Source organism: Paenibacillus sp. J22FR83 (assembly GCF_059691955.1).
On the sequence record NZ_JCAUAM010000001.1, the window covers coordinates 589,787 to 613,979 of the forward strand.

The 24,193-nt window shown below is 43.2% G+C and carries 17 protein-coding genes, 1 pseudogene and 1 riboswitch; of the genes and pseudogenes, 5 read left to right on the plus strand and 13 right to left on the minus strand.

Translation table 11 applies throughout. The annotated features are described in order from the left end of the window. Positions 1-24: 24 nt before the first annotated feature. The 12 genes from AC58PV_RS01940 to AC58PV_RS01995 all read right to left on the minus strand — a co-directional run bounded on the left by AC58PV_RS01940 (position 25) and on the right by AC58PV_RS01995 (position 13,062). A complete protein-coding gene (locus tag AC58PV_RS01940; RefSeq protein WP_497430611.1) occupies positions 25-1,035 on the minus strand; it encodes a M14 family zinc carboxypeptidase in 1,011 nt (336 codons plus the stop codon). A 128-nt stretch (positions 1,036-1,163) separates the two neighbouring features. Beyond that, positions 1,164-2,744 carry an ABC transporter substrate-binding protein gene (locus AC58PV_RS01945; RefSeq protein WP_497430612.1) on the minus strand — a complete coding sequence of 527 codons (1,581 nt, stop codon included), beginning with the start codon at positions 2,742-2,744 and terminating at the stop codon, positions 1,164-1,166. Positions 2,745-2,796: 52 nt separating this feature from the next. Next, positions 2,797-3,735 carry a carbohydrate ABC transporter permease gene (locus tag AC58PV_RS01950; RefSeq protein ID WP_497430613.1) on the minus strand — a complete coding sequence of 313 codons (939 nt, stop codon included), beginning with the start codon at positions 3,733-3,735 and terminating at the stop codon, positions 2,797-2,799. A 24-nt stretch (positions 3,736-3,759) separates the two neighbouring features. Further along, positions 3,760-4,677, minus strand: a complete 918-nt coding sequence (locus AC58PV_RS01955; protein ID WP_436235046.1) for an ABC transporter permease — start codon at positions 4,675-4,677, stop codon at positions 3,760-3,762. A 419-nt stretch (positions 4,678-5,096) separates the two neighbouring features. Next, on the minus strand, positions 5,097-6,098 hold the full coding sequence (locus tag AC58PV_RS01960; RefSeq protein WP_497430614.1) for a type I glyceraldehyde-3-phosphate dehydrogenase: 1,002 nt from the start codon (positions 6,096-6,098) through the stop codon (positions 5,097-5,099). A 35-nt stretch (positions 6,099-6,133) separates the two neighbouring features. Then, positions 6,134-6,697 carry an NADPH-dependent FMN reductase gene (locus tag AC58PV_RS01965; protein ID WP_497430615.1) on the minus strand — a complete coding sequence of 188 codons (564 nt, stop codon included), beginning with the start codon at positions 6,695-6,697 and terminating at the stop codon, positions 6,134-6,136. Between the two features lie 116 nt (positions 6,698-6,813). Further along, positions 6,814-7,038, minus strand: coding sequence for a DUF896 domain-containing protein (locus tag AC58PV_RS01970; RefSeq protein WP_497430616.1), 225 nt, complete (start codon positions 7,036-7,038; stop codon positions 6,814-6,816). A 160-nt stretch (positions 7,039-7,198) separates the two neighbouring features. Then, the gene (locus AC58PV_RS01975) at positions 7,199-8,071 is read right to left on the minus strand and encodes a sugar phosphate isomerase/epimerase family protein (protein WP_497430617.1); all 873 of its coding nucleotides are present in this window, start codon (positions 8,069-8,071) and stop codon (positions 7,199-7,201) included. Between the two features lie 20 nt (positions 8,072-8,091). Continuing rightward, positions 8,092-9,366, minus strand: a complete 1,275-nt coding sequence (locus AC58PV_RS01980) for an alpha-L-fucosidase (protein WP_497430618.1) — start codon at positions 9,364-9,366, stop codon at positions 8,092-8,094. Positions 9,367-9,402: 36 nt separating this feature from the next. Next, positions 9,403-11,109: an ABC transporter substrate-binding protein gene (locus AC58PV_RS01985; protein WP_497430619.1), complete on the minus strand. Its 1,707-nt coding sequence runs from the start codon at positions 11,107-11,109 to the stop codon at positions 9,403-9,405. A gap of 99 nt (positions 11,110-11,208) precedes the next feature. Further along, positions 11,209-12,144: a carbohydrate ABC transporter permease gene (locus tag AC58PV_RS01990; protein ID WP_497430620.1), complete on the minus strand. Its 936-nt coding sequence runs from the start codon at positions 12,142-12,144 to the stop codon at positions 11,209-11,211. A 12-nt stretch (positions 12,145-12,156) separates the two neighbouring features. Beyond that, complete coding sequence (locus AC58PV_RS01995; protein ID WP_497430621.1) at positions 12,157-13,062, minus strand: ABC transporter permease; 906 nt, start codon at positions 13,060-13,062, stop codon at positions 12,157-12,159. Between the two features lie 132 nt (positions 13,063-13,194). Here AC58PV_RS01995 and AC58PV_RS02000 point away from each other — a divergent pair, with 132 nt between their 5' ends. From AC58PV_RS02000 to AC58PV_RS02020, 5 genes are all read left to right on the plus strand, one after another. Next, positions 13,195-14,973, plus strand: coding sequence for a sensor histidine kinase (locus tag AC58PV_RS02000; protein WP_497430622.1), 1,779 nt, complete (start codon positions 13,195-13,197; stop codon positions 14,971-14,973). Beyond that, complete coding sequence (locus tag AC58PV_RS02005) at positions 14,970-16,490, plus strand: response regulator (RefSeq protein ID WP_497430623.1); 1,521 nt, start codon at positions 14,970-14,972, stop codon at positions 16,488-16,490. The genes AC58PV_RS02000 and AC58PV_RS02005 overlap by 4 nt, the downstream gene beginning before the upstream one ends. Positions 16,491-16,577: 87 nt before the next feature. Beyond that, entirely contained in the window at positions 16,578-18,416 is a 1,839-nt protein-coding gene (locus AC58PV_RS02010) for a UbiD family decarboxylase (RefSeq protein WP_497430624.1), read from the plus strand. Positions 18,417-18,713: 297 nt separating this feature from the next. Continuing rightward, positions 18,714-18,798: riboswitch (cyclic di-GMP riboswitch) on the plus strand. A 152-nt stretch (positions 18,799-18,950) separates the two neighbouring features. Continuing rightward, the gene (locus AC58PV_RS02015; RefSeq protein ID WP_497430625.1) at positions 18,951-20,693 is read left to right on the plus strand and encodes a methyl-accepting chemotaxis protein; all 1,743 of its coding nucleotides are present in this window, start codon (positions 18,951-18,953) and stop codon (positions 20,691-20,693) included. A gap of 88 nt (positions 20,694-20,781) precedes the next feature. Then, on the plus strand, positions 20,782-23,844 hold the full coding sequence (locus tag AC58PV_RS02020; RefSeq protein WP_497430626.1) for an amino acid adenylation domain-containing protein: 3,063 nt from the start codon (positions 20,782-20,784) through the stop codon (positions 23,842-23,844). A gap of 106 nt (positions 23,845-23,950) precedes the next feature. On the opposite strand, the pseudogene AC58PV_RS02025 reads toward AC58PV_RS02020, so the two are convergent. Continuing rightward, positions 23,951-24,176: pseudogene (locus AC58PV_RS02025) on the minus strand (ATP-binding cassette domain-containing protein); the annotation flags it as partial. Between the last annotated feature and the right edge of the window lie 17 nt (positions 24,177-24,193).

The window sequence follows — 24,193 nt, forward strand, 5'->3', positions numbered from 1 at the left end:
CTCCTATTGTTCAAACTAGTCGTACTAAATTGATGTATATCTAAACATTTCCTCGAATAATACGAAATGACTGTCCAGAATTTCATCCTCTGTTAATTTAATACCAGGAGCATCCAGCCCCATATTGGACTCAAATGTGAAACTTATTCCGCCGCATACATGGTGAATCGCCGACGTCAAATTAAACGCCCGATAAGGATAAGTCCCCTCATCAGTTAGAATCAGATTCAATTTCGAATAGGGAAGATTTTGCTTCAAAAAGGCGCCTGCAATCTGTTCGTTGAACGCCTGCTGCCTTTGCATAATGCCAAGTGGTACATACGAAGTTGGCAAGAGATGATTTTCATAGTTGGATCCCCCATGCAGTAATACCGTAAAATCAGGAGCTTCTCTGTCTACTAATCCAAGCAAAGAACTAGTCTCGCGCGCCATCGGAACAAAGAAGTTATCGTGCATGATATTAACACCATCATCGTTAAAGTAGCTGCCTAAGAAATCGGAAGCTTCCTTAATGGGATGCACAGCCTTGCAGTCCGGCCATTTGCACAACGAACCATCTTTCCAGGTACCTTGCATGTAGTAAACAGTCTTGTCGAAAGGTACATCGATCAACGTATCGATTGGTAATCGGGCCCTGCCATCCGGATTCATACAAGGAATAAGAAGCAATCTGAATCGATGGGCATTTTCAAATATATAATCATGCCCTTGCCCCCGGTAATCCTCCCCTGTTTCGAGCAGTTGAATGAGGTTCATCACGGCAACAATCCCCTCCAACTCCCCGCCATGGATACCGCCAATAATGAGAAGAACCGGCTTGCTGTCCTCAGGCTTATTCGCGTAATGTGCAGGGTCCTTAGCACCGCAAGCAGAATTATAATTCGCTCGCCGACCGAAATCTTCTTTCACTCCGTATTCCACCATATAAATGTCTCTTTGACCTGCTGATGATGTAAGTACACTTACTTTCCCCTTACGAACCGTCAACATGGCTTCCTCTATTTCCAATAATCTGCTCTTCCAAAACGATTCCAATTTCATTTTCCCCCTAGAGCTTATTAAATTTGCCTCTCAACACCAAGATTGTAACCGCTTTATTTTCAAGGCAAAGAAGTGGAGCTGCCGTTTCTGTGAAATACAACATAGCAGCCCCACCACACTCTTTATTTTTTACTTGCGATATACGCATCTAACTGCGCTTGGAACTCTGCTTGAACCTTTTCAATGCCAGCTTGCTTCTGCTTCTCGAGCACCTGAGGAATGCCAACTTCCGCTTTGATCAAACCATGAACGATCGGCAGCAAATAGGTCTGTTGGACATTATCAAGTGCCGCCAGCTCATTCTTAATCTTGGAATCATCCAGTATAAACGTTTCAAGCGGGCTGTGGACAATATTCGTTGCTTTCCATCTGCTGTAAGTAGCCGTAATCAAATCACCGACTACTCCTTCCATTTGTAAGGAAAGTGGTGTTCTCCATCCCCAAGGACTAGCACCCTCAGGCGGATAACCGGCAGTTGCGGCTAGCGTTTTGAACTTCTTATCGCCTACTGGTTCCCAATGCTTTCCTTTAATCCCATAGAAAGTTAAATTAAATAAATCCTTGTCGTACCGGAGGAGATCCAGGGCCATCAAAGCTCGCTCCGCATTCTTCGATGTTGCATGAATCCCAATTCCATTACTAGTCAGTTGCGTTTGGTACTGTTTCGCCGTTGGATTAACGTCAACTAATTCAGGCTTCCACTCTGGATTCGTTTTTAGAATGCTATCCATGGAGGCAGCCATCGTTGATATATTACCAAAATCAGCTGCCGTTTTTCCTTCTTTAAATGCTTTTCTCCAATCCGTCTTAGACACAATTGCATCCTTCGTCCAAACACCTGCTTGAGCCATGTCATAAAACATCTTATATTTTTCAAGCGTTTTCGGGTTTTCCAAATAGTTTGTAAGCTTCGGATTTGGGTTTTTCAAGTCATAAACCAAAGTAACACTACCATGAACGAGGCGCATTTCCATATCAGAGAAAAATACAGGAATCCCAGTAGAACTTAATTTGGCAGGAGGACCGCTGAAGCCAAGCATGCCCTTCTCATTCTTAGCAATTGTAGTCAAGAAGTTGGCCAAATCAGCTTGTGTTTTCACTTCCGGCAGTTTATATTTCTCTCTCAAGTCCCCACGGATCAAACCTATATTAAAACTACTTTCGAAAGTATCATTCGGCACCATATAGATCTTGCCATTAATCTTGGCTTGATCCCAGCCAACCTTATCTTGTTTTTCCCACGTATTTGGCGCATATTTCTTAAGCATATCTTCGGTTAATTGAAGGAAGCCGTCTTTACGAGCTGTTGCATTGTAGAATGCCCAATCTCCGGTAAAGATCATGTCAAAATCCTCGTTAGCAGCAAATAATAGCGGATATTTCTGATTGTATTCATTGAAATCTAGATACCTGAGCTCTAATTCGGCATTGATTTTTTGCTTAAGGATTTTATTGACTTCCGCGTAGACTTCATCCGTATCTGGCGGTTTCGTACCCACCAAAACCATTTTCAGCTTAACCGGTGTTGAAGTATCTATTTTCGTTGCTGATGCGCTTTCAGATGGCTTTGCGGACACGTTCGGCGATGTTTGACCGCCAGTATCTCCACCACAGGCACTTACAAACATGCTCAGCATGAGGGCCGGCACGATGCCCTTCCAAACTTTTTTGTAGTTACTTTTCATTGTCATCATTCCTTTCATGCTCTACCCCCCTATGAAATCTCATGCTATGATAAACCGGCGTGTTCCGGGATTATCCTTTTACTGCACCAATGGTAAGCCCTTTGACAAAATAGCGTTGAATAAATGGATAAAGCAGTACGATCGGCCCCGTAACTACAATAGTCAGAGCCATTTTAAGACCTTCGCCTGGTAAATCCGGTACATTCATTCCGCTTTTCTCCGCAACGATTTTGAGCGCATCTACACTGCCAATAACGCGATATAAGTAATATTGAAGCGTGTAGAGCTTGTGATTATTAATGAAAAGTAAAGAGTGGAACCAATCATTCCAATATCCAAGTGCTACAAACAATCCAATGGTAGCAAGCGCAGGCTTGCATAGAGGCAAGATAAGCCTGATGAAGATCGTAAAATCTCCTGCACCATCTATCTTGGCTGATTCCGTAATGGCTGCTGGAATGCTCCTCATAAAACTTTTCATAACCAAAATATAGAACACGTTAATTAATGGAAGCAACAACAATACTAGGTACGTATCGTTTAATTTCAAGTAATTGACGACCAGGATATAGAGAGGAACTAGGCCTCCGCTAAATAAGGTAGTGAAATAGTAGAAGAATGAAAATGTATTTCTCCATTTAAAATCAGTTCGTTGCAGCACATAGCTGCTCATGGATACAAGAAATAACGAAATCGTTGTACCAATAATCGTCAAGGATGTTGTTAGTGCATACGCACGAAGAATCTCTTGAGGAACCGTGAAGATAAACCGATAAGCCTCGAAGGACAAACTAGAAGGAATTAGTTTATAACCTTCCAATATAATTTCTCTTTCATCTGTGACAGATCCACTTAAGATTAGTAAAAAGGGTAAGATACAGAGTAGTGCTACGAATGATACCCAACCATAAGCGATAACATTCAGGACGAATTGGTCCATCTGGATCTTCGGGGGTGTTGTCTTCGTTAAGACCGCGATTTCTGTTCGGGTATTGGCTGCCGATTTCATTCAGGTGCAGACTCCTTTCCGGATTTAGAACAAAGCCGAGTCTTTATCCGCTTTGCGAACGACTCCGTTAACGAGGAGAATAGTGATAAAACAAAGAATGGATTGGAAAAGCCCAATAGCCGCTGACATCCCAATTTCATTGTTTTGTACCAAAGATCGGTATACATACGTATCAATGACGTCCGTATTACCAAACAAGAGTCCGTTATTACCGATCATGTTAAAGAAAAGTCCGAAATCGCCTCGGAAAATGTGCCCCACCGACAAGAGCGTCAGAATGATCATCGTCGGTTTCAAACACGGAATCGTGATATGCCATATCTTCTGGAACACATTGGCCCCATCGGTCTCAGCCGCCTCATACATCTCCTGATCAATACTCATAATTGCGGCTAAATAGAAGACAACACCGTAACCAACAGCTTTCCATGTTGAGAAGAATACGAGAAGGTATGGCCATATGCCGGTTGTACTGTAGAAGTTGACAGGATCCATACCGAAATTACGGAATATGGTGTTGATTGTACCATGTTCAAAATTCAACAAATTGTAAGCGATTGAGCCTACTACCACCCAGGAAATGAAGTACGGAAGGAACATGACAGATTGGCTAACTTTCTTAAACCATTTGCTGCGAACTTCTGAAAGTAAGATTGCGATTCCTACCTGCAGCACCAAATTAATGAAGATAAAGAACACATTATAAAGCACGGTATTGCGCGTCACTCTCCAGGCATCTCCAGAAATAAAAAAGAACTTAAAATTATCAAGTCCGCTCCAATCGCTTCCCAGAATTCCTTTACCGTATGAATAATGTTTGAATGCGAGCACCAAGCCAAACATCGGCACGTATTGGAATAACGCCACAAACAATAAGGAAGGGACCAGCATAAACAGCATGGTTCTGTAACTGATTAAATCGCGAATGAACGGTGTTTTCATTTTACTCTCCTCCTTTATGTTCACCGGTCTATGTAGCTTATTATAATGGAACCGCTATCATTTGGGTCCCCACCATTCTTTCGAATTCATGTTCAGAATTAAGATTTGGAAGTTTTCTTTTTAAACATGGGAAATGCAGCCCTACAGCCAACGATTATCTATATTTTCACCTTAACTAACAGGGGGGTCATTACAGCCTACTTAATTGATTTTCTAGTTAGTACGAAAGCACAAACCCTCAAACTGAGTAAAGAAGCAACTACTGATTATCTCACTGGCTTAAACAATCATCGAACGTTTGATATAACTTTTGTCAGTCTTGACTTCATAACTTGAAAAGGCTACCGATCATCGCTGTCGGCAGCCTTTTCCTGATGTTTATTCAGCTATAGTTCCCAGTTCGATATCCATCGTCCAGCTTATGATTTGGCAACAAGATAAGCGGCTACCTCAGCTAACCGAGAGGCATATCCCCATTCGTTGTCATACCAGGTAGCGACAGACAATAGTTCACCTTGAACTTGGGTTAATGGCAAGTCGATAATCGAAGAATGCGGATCAGCTACAATACGCGACGAGGCCCATTCCCCTTCTAGAACATCAAGAACGCCTTTTAATTCTCCTGCTCTTGCAGCTTCTCGAAACATATCGTTAATATCTTGAACCGTGCACCGCTTCTCTGTTATCAAATTAAGTTCCGCGATGCTTCCTGTACGGGTAGGAATCCTGTAAGCTTTGCCAGTGATCTGAAGATCATTCCAAATGAATTTCAGAGCTTTGGCTGCACCTGAGGACGACGGAATGATGTTCTCGGCGGCAGCCCAAGAATCTCTGCGATCCTTCATCGGCTGGTCCGTTAACGATTGCGTGTTTGTATACGAGTGTACCGTGGAGAATAATCCATATTGAATGCCAAAGTTCTCTTTGACTAATTTGACAACCGGTGCAAGTGCATTGGTCGTACAACTCGCCATGCTAATGATTTTATGCTTTTCCGGATCGAAGCTGTCTAAGTTGATTCCTTTAAGCAATACGGCGTCGCAATCTTCTAAAGTTTTGCTTGGACCGCTGACAAGCACCCTTTTGGCGCCACGCTCCAAATGCAGTTCAGCTACAGATCTCGTAACAGCTCGTCCGGTACAATCTATGACCAATTCAACGCCCAACTCGCCCCAATTCGGCAATTCGCCAGCAGAATTCAAATACCGAATCTCCCGGTCGCCGATGACGATTGCTCCTTCTTGCGCAGATACTTTCTCATGCCAACGTTTGTAATTGGTATCCACTTCAAAAAGCGCTGCAAGCGTTGCTTCGTCTTTAATATCCGAGATAGAAAATGGAGTAAACAAATTTTGTTGTAACGCCGCCCGAAGAAGCTGTCTTCCAATACGTCCAAATCCAAAAACCGCGATTTTACCCATAATAGCCTCCATATAATTAAATTTTGTTATATTCCCTACTCTTTCAGCAGATTTACCTGATCAATCCATTGCAAAAATGTTTGCACATAACGCTGTACATATTTGCGAGTCGTTGCATCTGTAAGCCTGTGAGTAGTTAGATCAATTTTATCCGTGATTTGAGAAATATACAATTTTTGCGCTGGCATCACATAGGACAGGGTGGCATCTAACGTTTGCCTGATTTGCTGCTGTGATAGAATCGTCCCTTTTGCGCCAGGTGTTGCGCCGATCACACCTGCAGGCTTATGAATGAGGACGGCTGTTTTGGTTGGTGTCGAAGCCCAGTCCAGTGCATTTTTCAACACGCCCGGTATTCCTGAATTATACTCTGGGCTAATGATGAGAATACCATCCGTCTTCTGAATCGCCTCGCGAAATTGCCTAACGGTATCTGGTCCATCTCCAAGATCCAAATCCGCGTTATACAAGGGAAGATTAGCAATCGATATGAGTTCGTATTGAGCAGAATCTATCAGTTCTGGAATGGTATTGGCTATCATTTGATTAAACGAGTTTTCCCTCAAACTTCCTACTATAATCCCTATTCGTTTAGACATTAATAAACCTCCTGAATGATGTGTTGTATAGCGGGCCGCAAGTATGAATCTAGCAGCACCAAACGCTTAAATTATCTCAATTTTAATAATCTTAATATTAAGATATAAATCAAAAATTATTGAGCATTCGCTATTTTTTTGTCAATAAGCTTTTGAGGTGTTACATCGTTCCCTAACGTATCCCTAACAGATACGCTCAACAGTGTCGAGAACACTTGCCCTCGCAAAATTTGTAAATACTGCGTCCGAAGTGCTGCCTGTTCCCCTTTTTCGATATCAGATAGACCTACGCTACGCTCAATTCTGCTCAGTTCATTAATTCGGTTCAAAATTGGAATCATCCTGTTTACCTCCTTGAAGTCGGTTGCAGATATCACTAACAATATCTTAATTTAAAGATAATACAATTTGAGATAAATGTCAACAGCTGTCTCCCCCTTCATGAATAAAAGTCAAAAGCCTTACGATAGTATCGTAAGGCCAACTTATTAATGATCCTCGCTACGCCTCATGCCACAATCGTCTTGCATTGTTCATCGCAATCTTCGAGGCAGATCTGCACTCCTCCATGCCTTCAAATTCAATGGTAAGATAACCATCGTAGCCCGAATCCTTAATGAGCTTCATAATTCGACGCATGTCGATATCGCCTTGACCCACGATTGCACCTCTTAAATAGTTCCCATTCGCTGTTGTAAACCATTCACCTTCGCCAGGGTGCTCATCGTACGGTCTGAAATAAAAATCCTTCACATGGATCAGTGACGCATAGGGCAAATTCTTACGCACCCCGATAAGCGGATGCTCATCCACGCACATAAAATTGCCGATATCCAGCGTCGTCTTGAAGTTAGGCCGATCGACTTCCGTTAGCACGCGCTGCACACGATCACTAGCCTGTACGCTAAATCCGTGGTTTTCTATCGTTGTCGTGATCCCGTACTGCGCTGCATAATCGGCAATGAGGCGACTTCCCCTCACCATAGCGTGCAAATTCGCTTCGAACCATTGAATCGTCATCTTGTCAGACGGCAAAGTAAACGCAGTCACATCATGCCGCATATGTGTCATGCCTAGCCTATTCACCAAATCAACATGGAGCTGAACTCGCGCTATCTCCGCTTCGAAAGCCTCTTCCGTCTCCTGAACGAAGTTGGCCGGCATCGAATAATTGGATAGTTCGATGCCAGCTTCCTCCGCCTTCAAGCGGACTGCGGCTGCTAGCTCAGGTTGATCAACCAGTGTGAACCCATAGGGGACGATTTCCATATGCTCGCCGCCATGATCGGCAATCCATTGAATGACGTCAAGGACTGTCATTTCCCCTGCTTTCAAGGCACTCAGTAGGCTATATGTGCTAAGACCAATTTTCAACGTTGATTCCCCTCCGCCTCTTATTCGATTTCAAGCGCGATGACAGTATCCCTATCATCTGGTAGTTCCGCACCCGTCAAATGTATGAAGGCGCCACTTTCGATATCCGAGTAATGCTCCGCCATCCATGGTGTGGAAACCTTCAGTTCCGAGCCGTCTGCGAGGAGTCTTGCCTTCTTGATTTTCCCCTTAAGTCCTTGGAAATAAATCGGTCCAATGCCGCGATCAAATACGTGGGCATAGATCATATTCCCATTTTGCGTATAACGTCCCCATTCGGGCTTAGGAAGCGAGGACGCTCCACATCCATAGATGCTTTCGCCGTTACGCCTCATCCATTCACCAACCGAGGATAAAATCTGAATGGACGCAACTGGAATTTCTCCTCGAGCATCTGGTCCGACATTGAGAAGCATATTGCCATTCTTGCTGATGCATTCGACTAAAGCTCGAACGACCTGTTTGGGTGATTTATAGGCAAAATCCTTTGCATGATAGCCCCAATTGTCGTTGAGCGTAATACAAGCCTCCCAAGGTACGTTCTGTCCATCCTCGTCTACAATGCCGCCAGGAGGAACGATTTGCTCTGGAGAATAAAAGTCGCCGGCATACACTTCCGGTTCAGACTTCTTAATATCTCCGCCAAGTCGGTTATCAATAAGAATGTCTGGTTGCAAGGAGCGAATCATGGTAACAAGCTCTGCCCCTCGCCACTTCTCGCCTGTCATATCATCGTAGGAGAAATCGAACCACATGATATCTATTTTGCCGTAATTTGTAAGCAACTCCTTCACTTGTGCATGCAAATAATCCGCATAACGCTCGAATTGAATGGAACGATCTTTGTAAGCTTCATTGTCTCTCATCGGATGAATGCGATCTCCATAGGCTGGATAATCCTCATGATGCCAATCAATCAGTGAATAATAAAAGCCGACCTTCAAACCTTCATCGCGAAAGGCTTCTACATAGTCCTTGATCAAATCCCGCTGCGCAGGCGTGTTGGTCGCTTTGTAGTCCGTAAACTCGCTGTCAAATAAACAGAAGCCATCATGATGCTTTGTTGTGAGAACCGCATACTGTTGACCCGCCGCCTTCGCTGCCTTGGCCCATGCCCGTGGGTCATACCGGTCTGCTCGAAACTCTCGGAAGTAGGGTTCATACTCTTCATTACTCAGTTTCTCGACGCTTCGGACCCACTCCCCCCGAGCGGGGATTGCATACAATCCCCAGTGAATAAACATGCCATACCGTGCTTCCCGGAACCACTCTGTTCGCTCCCAACGCTTGTTCATGTTTTCCCTCCCTTTTCGTGAATCGTTACTTAACCATCATTTTTTATACACTTTATCGTAAGCATCCTGATAGATTTTGATGAATTGATCCATGCCGGAATCTTTAAGACCTTTCACATACGAGTCCCAATCTTTGTCAATGCTTTTGGCTCCCATGATGAACTGCAGCATAGACTGTTTCACGTAATCCGTAATAATCGGCTTCAATTGCTTCACTTGATTGGCCTGATCGTTCGTTAAGAAAATATCCGTAGGGAACTCATCTTTCGGTTGGTGTCCCTCATACAATTCTTTGGTAGCCTTGTACAGACGGGTTTCCAATCCATCCATCGTATAGATGTCTTGGCTTGCTGCATAGGCCGTTTCGCGATATTCAGATGAACGAAGTCCTGGTCCCATTTGATTCCAATGATCGTTCTGCACTTGACCTACGCCATACGTCGTTTCTTTCACTTTGAATTTAGCAGCGGTACCGCGTGTGTTCTTATCATTCGCATCCGCTTTCACCCAGTTGCGGCCTTCTTCCCCGAAGTTGGACAGCGTCGTGCCCTCATCCGAGTACAGATAATCGGCTAGCCGAATGGCAGCTTCCGGATTTTTATTTTTATTCGTCACAGCAAACACGGAGTTCCCAATGCCAATATAGTGAGCTGCAAACGACTCGCCATCTGGACCTTTAAGCGGCGCAATTGGATCATAGTCTTTGTGGCGCGTTGCCGTTGGAGAGGCATCTGTGAACTCGCCGAACCAGCCTGCAGGAATCGCACCCGCTATCGCTACATTAGGGCTATTCCCTTTTTGGGAAAGCGCATCTGATTTCTGAGTAAAGGCTTCCTTATCTATCAAACCTTCCGCATACAGTTTGTTTAAGAATTGCAGACCTTTTTTGAAGCCTGGTTGATCAACCGACGTTGCGAGCTTGCCGCCGTTCATCATGAAATAATTGTTGTCCGCATTGAAATACACGAACGAATTCATGACGAATGTTTCAATATCCGTATGCCAACCCGTTGGTGAGCCCGTGAACGCAATCTCGTCTGCTTTACCATTCCCATTCGGATCCTTTTCCTTAAACGCTTTTAACATGTTATAGAAATCGTCGGTTGTCTTCGGTGCGCTAAGACCCAGCTTTTGCAGCCATTTCGTATTTACCCACATTTTGGCAGAGAATTGGCAGTGATAGCACTCATTCACGGAAGGTATGGCATAAATGTTTCCGTCCGGCGCTGTGATCGCCTTCTGCAAGTACGGAATGTCTGTGAACGCTTTCTTAATATTCGGCGCGTATTGATCAATCAACTTATTTAACGGGAGTAGGACGCCTTGTTGACCGTACAACAGCTGCTCCTCTTTCGTTAAATTACCTTGCATAAAAATATCCGGATAGTCGCCGCTTGCTAGCAGCAACTGCTTTTTCTCATTCAACGCCGCTGTTTCTCCAGGCACTAGCTGCCAGTTCAAATGAATATTCGTCTTACCTTCCAAATATTTGGTAAACCAATTCGTATTCAGATCAGCAATATTCGCAGATTGCGGCGCGAAAGCACTCATCGTAATTTTGTTTTTGGCAATCGGAAAGCCAGTTGCATTCACGTCTTTTCCGCCATCGGAGCTAGCTGCACCTGTTGGACTTGCACTGCCTTGTGGATCATCATCATTGGACGTGCAGCCCACTACAGCCAAAGTTATGAATAAAATCAGGACCGCTGATAACCAAGTCTTTCTGGTTCTTTTATTTACCATGCGTAAACCCTCCTTGTTTTTCATAGCTAATCAAATTCCATATAAGTACACAACTTTACCAAGCTTCCTGGCATCCCTCCTCTCAAAGTGTAACTAGATTTAACCTTTCAAAGAGCCGATCAAAAGTCCTTTCACAAAATGTTTCTGTACAAACGGATATAACATAAGAACAGGTGCACTCGCCACGACAATCAGTGAATACTTAAGAAGTTCTTTTAACCCTTGCCGATCCGCAAGCTCTTTGACATCCTTGACCATCGTTGGATCAATGGAGTTTAAGATCAGAATATTTCGTAGAATCAGCTGCAACGGATATAAGTTAGCCGATTTCAAGAAAATCAACGCTTCAAAATAGGAGTTCCAATAACCTATCGCATACATAAGCACGAGAACGGCAATGATCGGTTTAGACAAAGGAATTACAATGCGGAGCAGAAATTTAAAATCACTGCATCCATCCAAATGAGCCGCTTCCGTTAATTCCGAAGGGATTGAAGTTTGGAAGAACGTTCTTGCAAGAATGACTTGCCACACCGAAATGGCTCCTGGAATAATCATTGCCCATCTGGTGTCGAGCAACCCCATTCCTTTGACAGCCAGATAATAGGGAATTAACCCCCCGTTGAACAGCATCGTAAAAATAAACAGCGCAGTGATCACATTGCGTCCATAAAAGTTTTTGCGCGATAGCGGGTAAGCCGCAGTTATCGTCAACGTCACGCTAAGCAGCGTCCCGAAGAAGAGATAGAACAACGAATTCCCGTACCCTGTCAAGATTTGCGGATTCTGAAATACAGCTTTGTACCCTCGAAGGGTAGGTTCAACTGGGAACAACCACACCTTGCCCGAGATAACAGCTGACGAGGAGCTGAATGATGAACTAACGATATAAATGAGCGGATAAGCCACAATAATTAAGCAAATAACCAGAAACACATAGACAAAGAACAAATACATTCTATCGACACTATTTTCAAGTATGCGTGTAGGTGCCTTTCTCGCTTTGAGCAGCACGGTTTGCTCGGAATTCACCATTTCATTTACCTCCTACCACAAGCTTGTCTCCGAATTTTTCCTTGCCACATAATTGACTACAATGAGCAGTAATAAATTGACAATTGAATTAAAAAGTCCAACAGCTGCCGAGAAACTGAAGTTCGCTCCGACCAAGCCCATTTTGTAAACATACGTAGAGATGACCTCGGACGCCCCGACATTAATCGCATTTTGCATCAGGTACACCTTCTCGAATCCAACGTTCATGATTTGACCCGCATTCAGAATGAGTAAGATGACCGCCGTCGGCATTATGCTTGGTAAGTCAATATTGATCATTCGTTGAAACCGTGACGCACCGTCTACTTTTGCAGCTTCATACAAGTGCGGGTCTACCCCTGCCAGTGCGGCAATGTAAATAACCGAGGCATATCCTGTAAATTGCCATACATCGGAAAGAACATAAACCGTTTTGAAGTAAGCTGGCTTGGACATGATGTTTTCCGCTGGAAATCCAAACTTATCCGCTAATAGATGAACGAAGCCTAGCTGAGGAGAAAGGAAGAGCATAATAATCGAAACCATAATAACCGTAGATATGAAATAAGGCGCGAAGGTGACTAACTGTACGGTCCTTTTGAAGATTCCGTTCCTCAGTTCATTCAATGCAAGCGCAAGAATGATCGGTGCCGGGAAGCCGACTAGAAGTGAGTAAAGACTGAGGAGTGCGGTATTTTTGATCACTCTCCAAAAAATAGGCAGATGGAAGAAATCCACAAAATGTTTGAAACCGATCCAATCGCTTCCCCATATTCCTTTCGTGACCATAAAGTTTTTGAAAGCGATTTGTACGCCAACCATCGGTATGTATTTAAAAATGAGTAAGTAAACAAGTGATGGCAAAATAATCAGATAGAGTTGCCAGTTTTTCTTTACCATTTTAAGTGCTATACTCATGGTACTCCCCCTCGGTGCATTGACTATCCGTTTGTATTAAGCGCTTACATTTCCAATCATAACGGAGTGCGGCTCACAATTATAGTGATCATTTTTAAGGGGGTACTGTCCGTTTATAAGGTGGTGTGATCCGTGAAATCGAGGCCTGCTTTCAGCTATCAGAACTTATCGATTGTGAAAAAAATGGCCATAGGCTACATCTTCATCATCTTCATTCCGATTATTTCATTCGGCCTATTTCTTTATAACCAAAACTACAACAGTTTCCTCGAAGAATATGCGCAAGGCAGACAAAAAATTGTGAATCAAGTCCTGAATAACGTCAATGTAAGTACGGTACAAATCGAATCTGCCTATCAGCTATTTCAAAACAATTCGAACACGATTGCCTATTTAAGTGGGAACTATCGGAGCGATTTTGATCAGGTCTCCAATTTTTTGACCTATATCAGACCTTTGTTTTCATATATTTTGTCATCGAATCGCATGATTGACGGGATGACCATCTATATGGAGCAGCAGAATGGGATGGTTTTCAGACCAGAAATGGCCAAGATGGACGAGTTCAAGCTGGACGAAAGCATTAAGAGACTTCCGTTAGGTGTTGGGAAATGGATAACATTTACCAATGGCACCGATCCAGACATCAATCTTCATTATTTTCACAAAATTGGAAATCGTAACTTTGAGCAGGACATCGGTCTTCTGGATATCAAAGTAACCTCTAATTTCATAAAACCCTTATTGGAATCGCTTAATTTAAATAACAGAAGCAATTTCTATGTGCTTGATCAGGATAATCAGGTCATTTCTCATATTCAGAAAATCCCCTTGTCCAAAGAATCCGAGAAGTCCTTACTTGCTCAAGCCTTTCAACCTCATACCAAATACGCCTATCATTCCGTTAATGGAAATAAGTTGCTGATTGAATCCTTTTATTCGGATAACCTTAAGCTGCAGTTCGTGATGATGGAGCAAGTAGACAACGTCTTTATTGGGATCAAAAAAAACAAGTATATTCTCGTATTCATCGTCTCCCTCCTTTTATTATTACTATCCGGCATCTATTATCTGATCGCCAGTTCGATTACGAAGCGCATTCTGAAGCTTTCCAAGCATATGCGGCAAGTTGACGAGAATCATTTCCCGCTCTATCGCGGAGAAATTAATAAAGACGAAGTCGGACATTTAACTTCCTCTTATAATGCGATGATCAGGCGCATGGATGAGTTGGTTAATACCGTCCATCGTTCGGAAATGCTGCGAAAAGAATCAGCCTATCTCATGATGCAAGCGCAAATCAAGCCTCACTTTCTTTACAATACACTTGAATCGATCCGCATGATTGCTGAAGCCAACGATGACCCCGAAGCAGCTGAGATGTCCTATACGTTAGGCAAACTATTCCGTTATAGCCTATCTGGAACGAAGAACGAGACTTCGCTGCGAGAAGAAGTGGAAAATGTTAGAGACTATATCAAAATCCAGCAAATTAGATTAGCTGATCGCCTGAAAGTAACGTATGAGATTGACGCGGCTATCGAACATTTCCAATGTCCTCACTATATGCTGCAACCGATTATTGAGAATAGTATTGTTCACGGGATTGCAAATGTACGAAAACAAGGCTCGCTTTCCATCCGGATTTGGGAAGATACCGCGTTTATGTATATTGGCGTTGTTGATACGGGTATTGGCATTGAGGCAGAACGGCTTGTACTTCTCCAAGGTGTATTAAACGGTACCATGGATGTCCAACGTTTGCAGAAAAGTGGCGGAGGTCTCGGTATTATGAATGTAAACGAACGTGTAAAAATGTTTTTTGGCGAACGATCCGGAATTCAACTAGAGAGTAAGCTGCATGAAGGGACCGCCTGTATACTCAAGTTAGCTAAGGGGGCAACACCATGAAGCTGATGGTAGTCGATGATGAACCCATCATCTTAAATGGGATTATCCGTATGATCGAGAAGGCACGAACACCGTTTACCGAAATCGTTGGCGCTGCGGATGGCATTGATGCCATGCAGAAGTTAGCCGCTTTTCAGCCTGATTTAATCCTTACGGACATTCATATGCCTGAAATGGACGGACTCACACTGATTAAGGAAATACAAGCTCTGCATCTGTGCAACCGATTCGTTATTCTAACCGGTTATGACGATTTTGCTTATGCCAGACAAGCGCTGCGCTGTCACGTCATCGACTATTTATTGAAGCCGATTAATAAGGACGAACTCATTAACCTGCTTGATCAAATAGGTAAAACCATTGAGGAGGAACAGCAGCGAATCATCGCGCATGATGTACAACTACTCAAAGAACATATCCTATTCAATACACAGTTGGATGACTTGCCGCTAAAGCCTGAACAGCTGCACAACCTGTTTCCAGCTCCATTTACGATGTTGATCGTAGTCCAAGCAAACGAGCATGTACCGCTTGTAACAGCAGAAAGTCTCACTGTCATGGATACTCAACAAATAAATATTTTCCATAAAATGTATATTTTTCATTCTCGCTTCTTGCGGCAAACCATTCTGTTGGCAAATTGCGAATCGATACCGACAGAGGAAGAGTTGCAGCTTGCATGTGACGCCATGTTCGGTATCAATGGGAAGCAAGTCAACGATTATTCCGTTGGCGTTAGTGTACAGAAGAAAGATATCGAACGCATGCACGATCTGTATGTTGAGGCCATTGCTGCGATGCTATTTAATCGCTACTTTTCCTCCAGCCTATTAACGTTCTATCAACCGGCATCAGAACATGACCATCATCGCTTAGATCATCTTGTCCAATACATTGAACAATCGATTGACAATCAGCTTACCAGCGAACAGATTGAAAGGGACGTGCTTTCCATACTGCCTCATTTCCCAGGCAATACCGAAGGCAATAGCAAGCTGCGCAAGCAGTTTCTTATCTGTATTGGCGTTTATTTGCAACGGGTTGGCCTAACGCCCGAAACCATCTGGGGTGCACATACGGCAACGAATGTATTCGTATCGCATAGCATTTTACATACAGACTCTCAGATCTCCGAGATTATCGTACAACTTATTCAATATACGCGAACGACCAATCACCACCAGCCCAACTTACATACCATTGATAAAATCGTCGTTTTCGTGGAACAAAATTACAAGCAGGATTTATCGCTCGATGCGGTCGCCGCTCATGTGCAAATGCACCCTAATTACATCAGCATGTTGTTCCGGAAAGAGATGGGACTGACCTTCCTTCACTACTTGCATACCTTTCGACTTGCCAAAGCAAAACAAATGATGCAAGAGAATCCGGAATGGCCGATCAACACGATCGCAGAGCAAGTTGGTTACGAAAACCCACGGCATTTTTTCAAAGTATTTAAAAAATTCGAGAACATTACGCCTGGACAATTCAGGCTTGAAAGTTCTTCTTTTTGAATCTATTTTTTAATTCTTGGCATTTGTTGTAGAATGACATTATACATAAACCTTTTAGGGGAATAGCTATTTGATTGGAGCAAAATAATGATCTATCCAAATTTAGAGCAATGCTTAGCCGATTTAGAAAAGAATGGACATTTGGTTCGTATTCATGAAGAAGTGGATCCTGAACTTGAGATGGCAGCCATACATTTGAAAGTTTATGAAGCTGGTGGCCCAGCCTTATTATTCGAGAATGTTAAAGGGTCTAAGTTCCGGGCGGTATCCAACCTTTTTGGTACAGTAGAGCGCAGCAAATATATATTTCGAGATACTTGGGATAGCGTGAAAAACGTAATTTCTTTACGAAACGATCCCCTGAAGGCACTGAAAAGCCCACTCAAACATATCGGGACGGGACTTGCTGCTTGGAAAGCTTTGCCGATAAAAATAACCAGTGGTCTTCCAGCTGATTTTGAGGAAATCAGCATTATGGACCTTCCACTCATCAAACACTGGCCAGAGGATGGCGGTGCATTCGTCACCCTGCCCCAAGTATATTCCGAAGATCCTGAGAAACCAGGAATTATGAATTCTAATCTCGGGATGTATCGGATTCAACTAAGCGGGAACGAATATGAATTAAATAAAGAGATCGGCTTGCATTATCAGATTCATCGCGGCATCGGTGTCCATCAGGCAAAAGCTACAAAGCAAGGGGCCCCTTTAAAAGTAAGCTGTTTCATTGGTGGGCCGCCAGCGCACACATTGTCTGCCGTAATGCCCTTGCCGGAAGGCATGAGTGAGATTACATTTGCAGGCTTGCTCTCAGGGCGCCGCTTCCGCTATAGCTATGTTGATGGCTATTGTATTAGTCATGATGCTGATTTTGTTATCACAGGGGAAATATATCCTGGTGAAACCAAGCCCGAAGGCCCCTTCGGCGATCATTTGGGCTACTACAGCCTTACACATCCTTTTCCTCTAATGAGAGTTCACAAGGTATATGCCAAGAAGAATTCAATCTTCCCATTTACTGTTGTGGGCAGGCCACCTCAAGAGGATACATCGTTCGGAGCACTCATTCATGAACTCACAGGCGATGCAATTAAGCAAGAAATTCCAGGTGTCAAAGAAGTTCATGCCGTAGATGCTGCGGGCGTCCACCCTCTGCTCTTTGCAATTGGTAGCGAACGGTACACACCTTATCAACAAGTCAAGCAGCCAGCAGAGTTACTTACGATAGCTAATCGAATTCTAGGAACGGGACAAGTTAGCTTAGCCAAATACTTATTCATCACAGCTGAAGAGAATCAGCCTTTGGATGCTCACAATATCGAGCAATTCTTAACTTACATAATGGCTCGAATAGACCTTCATCGGGACCTTCATTTTCATACCAATACCACTATCGATACATTAGATTACTCCGGTACAGGTCTAAATAGCGGCAGCAAGGTTGTATTCGCAGCAGTCGGTGATACAAAAAGGGATTTGTGCTTAGAAGTTCCCGGCATCTTCAATGAAATATCAGGGGTCCATCATGCGCATTTGGTGATGCCAGGAATCGTCGCGATTCAGCTTTCCGAATTTAAAAATTACGATGAGACACAGGTTGAAATGAAAGATTTATGCGAAGCTATTGGAGCAAGGGGGTCACTCCCATCTTGTCCATTGATTATCGTATGTGATGACAGCCATTTTATGGCCGAGTCCATTAACAATTTCGTATGGGCTACGTTCACACGTTCCAATCCTTCCCATGATATATATGGCGTGAACAGTTTCTATGAAAATAAACATTGGGGTTGCGATAATGTTGTGCTTGATGCACGAATTAAATCGCACCAAGCGCCTCCATTGATATTGGATCCAGCGGTTGAAAAAAGCATCATGCGATTTTTTGCCAAAGGCGCAAGTTTAGCATCCATTCAAAATAAGTAATCAACAAAAACAGCATCACAACCTTAGGGATTGTGGTGCTGTTTCTGTTATTCTCAGAGTCGAGTCGCCAGATAGATCCCTACTGGATTGATAGCAGCCACACACTAACACTTTTATATTTAGGAGCAGACTGATGCAATATACCTAAGTCACCAGCGATATTACGATACTTAAGTATGGCCTGAAAGTCGCATATTTGACACTTGTTTACAATACATATATACAAATAGTATTTACAGAAATGTATTGTTAACTTATAATAGTCATAATTTGTAATAGTAATATTTTGTAAGTAGTAACTGTAAAGGGCAAACTTATCGAAAGGTAAGGGCGCAAAGTTATGGGCCTAAAGCTTCGAAGCTATGGCTGCCAAACCGCCAGTTTGTGATAGTAAGCCTATCCCGAACATTTTGGGATAGGCTTTTTTTCTGCCTCTATCCCTACTGAGTTTCAAAAAATGTCGAAAAATGGGGGATATTCACAGATTATAGCGTTTTACATCAAAACAAATAGCATCTAAGGAGTGTAATTAAATTGAAGACCAAGAACTATTTCGGCAAAAACCTTTTATTCTCGATGTTAAATTTGCTAGTCATCGGGGTAGTGCTTATTTCCATCAGCGCTTATTTTCAGAATCGAATTTTAACAGATACGTTGAGAGAGCAGACCCATAATATGACATCCGTGTGGTCACAAGGCATTACCTATAAAGACGTCAAGGGTGCACTAAGCGATAAAAGCTATGAAGCAAGCGAACAGCAACGATTAACCAAGCAATTTGATAGTTACACTGCCTTTAATGCCAATGTAGCGCAAGCTTACATATTTGGGGTTGAGTTAGCAGATGGGAATAAAACATCGTTGATTTCGTTCCCGAGTCACGTTGTTACAGCTTTTAAAGAAGCAGGTTTGAACATCGGAGATATGTATGAGCAACCGAAAGAGATCGCCAACGGTTTAAAAAGCATGTTGAAAACCAAAACCGAGACCTTCACTTCATACTATAAAGATGATTACGGCACATGGGTCAGCGTTCTTTATCCAATTATTGACGATAGTGGCAATGTTGCAGCTTACTTTGGCGTGGATGTAGACGCTAAAGTAATTCCCGATGCTCAAAAATCGTTCCTCCTGCGTTCGATCATATTACTCTTAATCGCCTTGGTGATTTGTGGCGGGGCGCAATATTGGGTGGCAAGAAGAACACTTATGCCGATCAACCAATTAATGCGAGGCATCGAACAAGCTTCTAACGGGAAATTCAATTTCACCTTGGAGGAAAACGGCGGTTTCGGCGAATTAAATCAGAAATTCAATATGATGCTTTCTAACATTCGCGGAATATTATTAAGTATTAAACAAACAGCTTCAAATGTATCCGACGCTTCCAACGAACTGTTCAGCATTACGGAAGACAATCGTCACAGTATTGAGCTGATCACAACAGAAATTAGAGATATGAATACGCATGTTGACCAGCAAAAAAATTCTACAGAAGAATGCGGACGATCCGTTGAAGAAATTGCAGCTTCTTTGCAAGTCATTGCTCAAAACGCGACCGAAGTTGCCACTGCTTCTCATGCTATGAAAAATCTGTCCGAAGAAGGCAATATGGCTGCTCAAACGATCTCGGATCAAATGGGACGCATCAATACGAACTCGATTTCTACCGCAGATACAATCAAGCTCCTTGAATCGAAATCAGAAGAGATTGGTAGTATTCTCAACCTCATTAAGGACTTAACTGCTCAAACCAATCTACTTGCATTGAACGCAAGTATTGAAGCTGCTCGGGCAGGCGAACATGGCAGAGGGTTCGCAGTTGTAGCTGCTGAGGTTCGTAAGCTTGCTGATCAATCAAAAAATTCGACAAGTCAGATTGAAACGCTTGTTGCCGACATTCAATCAGAGACGCACAACACAGCTACATTCGTAGCACAAGGTACCAATGAGACCCTAAAAGGATTGGAGATTGCCAAAAACACTGGAGAATCCTTTACTAATATTTTGGATGCATCGCAGGTCGTGTCGAATCAAGTTATCGATATTTCATCCGCTACCCAAGAAATGTCTGCAAGTACAGAGCAAGTGACTGCCATGATGGGAGAATTGGGAGGAATATCAAGAAAAACAGCGCACAGTACTAACAAAATTATGGAGTCGGTTCTGACGCAGGAATCATCCTTACAAAGCATTTCAACTTTCGCCAGCAATCTCTCAACGGTTGCAGTGGAATTAAGTGATATGGTAGGCAAGTTTGATATAGAGATGAAGTGAATAAACGAATAGGAATTCCGGATTACATGGCGGTTAACGCCCTGTAATCCGTTCCAATATAATCGTTCACATATAGAGGAGAGTGACCATGCTGAATCTCGTCAAAGAAAAACCGTCCATTTACAGTGAAATCAACCATACGGACGAAGCCTACCCAGCAACAGAAACGATATCCTCCATCTTTCGGCACGTCGCAACAAGGTATGCAAATAAAGTTGCAATCTCCCATGGTGACATTGACATTCGTTACGCTGATTTGTTCACAAAAAGCTCGCAAATTGCCAACGAATTGACCAATGCCGGCTGCCGTAAAGGCGATTTTGTTGGTATTTATATGGAGCGCAGTCCCGAAACCGTTATCTCCATTCTTGGCGTATTGCGTATGGGCGGTATCTATGTACCTATTGACCCGGAGCATCCGATTGAACGCAATCGGTACATCGTACAGAACGCTAGTTGCAAACAATTGATCATCAAGAAGAGCCATACTGAAACCGCTGCAGAGTTATGTCTTGCTTTAGGTATCGACACCCCGATTTCGATTGAAAACTGTTTTGCGAATGGCGAAACCAGCTTCGAGGATGCGAACATCACGCCGGATGATTTGGCTTATGTGATTTATACCTCCGGTTCCACAGGCAATCCAAAAGGTACGCTGATTGCTCACAGAGGCGTTGTAAATCTTTCAAATACGTTTGCTAACAAATTGGAGATTTCGAGCGTAGACGTGCTCACTCAATTTTCAACATTTAGTTTTGACGCCTCAATTTTAGACACGTTCAACTGCTTACTGAACGGTGCAACGCTTGCTATTTTAACTAAAGATGAGCAACTAACTCCTGATCTTTTTTTGTCACTTCTTGAAAGCAAAAAAGTAACTATCATTGGTTGTATTCCCACTTCTGTATTCAACCGCCTAACAGAAACAACAATTCCCAATTCGAAATCCATGTGGCAGACTGTAAGAAATATTACCGTAGGCGGAGAAGCACTGCTCTCCGACCATGTACGCAAGTTTCAAGACAAGTTTGGTATGGATACCGTCATTTTTAACGCTTATGGGCCAACAGAGTGCACAGTCGTTACAACGACCTTCAAGATAACTGAATATTGGAACAGTGATTCCATAACTGTCCCTATCGGTTCCCCAATTGGTAATTACAAAATTTATGTAGTTAAAGCTGACGGGACGCTGGCCGAAGTCGGGGAAGAAGGAGAGCTTTACATTGAAACTTTCGCCCTCGCCAAAGGATATCTGAATCTCCCTGATAAAACGAACGAAGTTTTCATCGCTAACCCGTTCAGCAGCGCTCCTAACGCCAAAGTTTATAAATCCGGCGATATCGTTAAAGTGCTATCCGATGGCAATCTTGAATTTCAATACCGTAAAGACGGGCAATTAAAACTGCGTGGCTTCCGCATTGAAATTGGTGAAATTGAGAACGCTTTGTCCAAGCATCCTTCCGTTCTTGATGCAGCCGTAGTCGCTATTCAAGAGAATAATACAGTTAAGCATCTTTCTTGCTTTTACTCTACCAAATCTGCTGTAACTAGCACTGAGCTGCGTGCACATTTAAAATCGTACGTCCCCTATTATATGATTCCTAGTTTTTTTTATAGCCTACTGGAAATACCGCTCTCGCCAACAGGCAAAGTAGACAGGAAAAAGCTACTCGCCATGGATAATATCGATCTCGCAGAGACGAATACGCCATATGAAGAGCCCACTGGTGAATTAGAGCTTGGCATTGCATCGGTTTGGGCTAAAACGCTAGGACTTTCGCGAGTTGGTCGCAACGAAAGTTTCTTCGATATTGGCGGAGACTCGCTAGGTGTTATGGCTGTTTTATCCTCTCTAAAACAGGATTACCTCAGCTTGCGGATGAATGATTTGTATGAACATCCAACCGTAAAAGATTTGGCTGCCTACATATCTATCTTATCCCGTGACGCTGATGAAATTGAAGAAACGCCTTTCACAGAGTACAAGCTACTTAGTGAGCTGCCCATACTTCCGAAGGTGCAGTTTCATGGTCAAGACGGTTTAGGTTCGGACATTTTGCTAACTGGCGCAACCGGATATTTGGGTTCACATTTGATATATGAGCTGTTGACGACCACTGATGCTAATCTCCACTTGCTTGTTCGCCCCAAATTAGGTCATAACGGGATAGCTCGGGTTTGGGAAATTTTTGACGCCTATTGGGGTCAAACATTTTTTGCCAAGTATACGAATAGGATTTTCGTACTCGAGGGTGATTTGGCAAATGCTGACTTAGGCTTGGCGGCCGAAGACCGTAAGTATGTTTCTACTAGTATCACATCAATTATCCATGCTGGTGCGGATGTAAGACATTTTGGCAATATGAATGATTTTCATGCAACCAATGTGATTGGCACTCAAAACTTATTAAGATTGGTACACGATAGACCGACTGTTTCCTTCCACTTCATTTCCACATTAGGTATACCCGAAGATATGGCCGCATCCGGGCATTGGGAAACCGTTTCACAAAGTTCTCAGGATTTTTATAGCTTTCAACTGGAAAATGTTTACACGAACAGTAAGCTTTTAGCAGAAAAAAGCGTTATGAATGCCATTATGGCTGGGTTACCATGTTCGATATACCGAGCTGGCAATTTGTCCTGCCACAGTGTATCTGGTCGCTTCCAACAAAATATGCATGAAAACTATTTCTACCGAATGATCAAGGCGTTCCTGCTTCTAGGGAAAGCGCCCATTGTAGACGCCTATTTGGATATCTCCCCCATAGACTTTGCAAGCAGCTTTATGGTTTCCTTAATGAAGCAGCGAACTTTCGGTGAAATCTACCACATTTGCAATCCGATTCAAGAACATTATGATGCTTTCATTGGCGTGCTGAGAGAACTTGGATATGCGATTGACCTATTACCGCAAAAAGAGTTCGAAAGGTGGGTCATCACCGAAGGCAACAACATCAGTAAGGAAGCCGTTCAATTAGCTATTCCATTATTGGAAGGCGACGGGGTTCGGACCTCACCGTACCTTTATAGCTGTGAGAGTACCATTCAGAATGCTGGTTCCCTGACTTCCTTGCCAAACTTGAAAGTGTTGGTGGCTGCATTAGTCGAACATGCAGTCGATCGTGGGTATTTCCCTAAACCGTAGAATCTGACATCAGAAGTTGAACGTATAATAGGGGCAGACACATTTTCAATTTGACCTGCCCCTTTAACTAAATCCCCTCCAACAACTGCCCATACCTAAACCTCACAACCCGCTGCTGTTGCCCGCCGGACAATTCCGAAGGCAGATGCTTCCTGCGATCCACCAGATCCACAGCTTCCAAAGCTTTCAATACAAGTGGCTCTCGTTCTTTCCGCTTCATCCCCCGATAAATCAAAGGCAATTCCACATTTCCATAGGCACTCCAATCGAGATAGTAGATTAAAGCTCTGAAAAACAAATCCGATCTTCCGATTCCGAATCTCAGCCAGCTGCCGACAAATTCTCCTTA

What these genes read in the sequence shown, in the direction of transcription:
- AC58PV_RS01970 (WP_497430616.1), bottom strand. Translation starts at nt 7,038, where the DNA reads ATGATTCCAATTTTGAACCGAATTAATGAACTGAGCAGAATTGAGCGT.
- AC58PV_RS01980 (WP_497430618.1), bottom strand. Translation starts at nt 9,366, where the DNA reads ATGAACAAGCGTTGGGAGCGAACAGAGTGGTTCCGGGAAGCACGGTAT.
- AC58PV_RS01950 (WP_497430613.1), bottom strand. Translation starts at nt 3,735, where the DNA reads ATGAAATCGGCAGCCAATACCCGAACAGAAATCGCGGTCTTAACGAAG.
- AC58PV_RS01965 (WP_497430615.1), bottom strand. Translation starts at nt 6,697, where the DNA reads ATGTCTAAACGAATAGGGATTATAGTAGGAAGTTTGAGGGAAAACTCG.
- AC58PV_RS01990 (WP_497430620.1), bottom strand. Translation starts at nt 12,144, where the DNA reads ATGGTGAATTCCGAGCAAACCGTGCTGCTCAAAGCGAGAAAGGCACCT.
- AC58PV_RS02005 (WP_497430623.1), top strand. Translation starts at nt 14,970, where the DNA reads ATGAAGCTGATGGTAGTCGATGATGAACCCATCATCTTAAATGGGATT.
- AC58PV_RS01955 (WP_436235046.1), bottom strand. Translation starts at nt 4,677, where the DNA reads ATGAAAACACCGTTCATTCGCGATTTAATCAGTTACAGAACCATGCTG.
- AC58PV_RS01960 (WP_497430614.1), bottom strand. Translation starts at nt 6,098, where the DNA reads ATGGGTAAAATCGCGGTTTTTGGATTTGGACGTATTGGAAGACAGCTT.
- AC58PV_RS02020 (WP_497430626.1), top strand. Translation starts at nt 20,782, where the DNA reads ATGCTGAATCTCGTCAAAGAAAAACCGTCCATTTACAGTGAAATCAAC.
- AC58PV_RS02010 (WP_497430624.1), top strand. Translation starts at nt 16,578, where the DNA reads ATGATCTATCCAAATTTAGAGCAATGCTTAGCCGATTTAGAAAAGAAT.
- AC58PV_RS01945 (WP_497430612.1), bottom strand. Translation starts at nt 2,744, where the DNA reads ATGAAAGGAATGATGACAATGAAAAGTAACTACAAAAAAGTTTGGAAG.
- AC58PV_RS01985 (WP_497430619.1), bottom strand. Translation starts at nt 11,109, where the DNA reads ATGGTAAATAAAAGAACCAGAAAGACTTGGTTATCAGCGGTCCTGATT.
- AC58PV_RS01995 (WP_497430621.1), bottom strand. Translation starts at nt 13,062, where the DNA reads ATGAGTATAGCACTTAAAATGGTAAAGAAAAACTGGCAACTCTATCTG.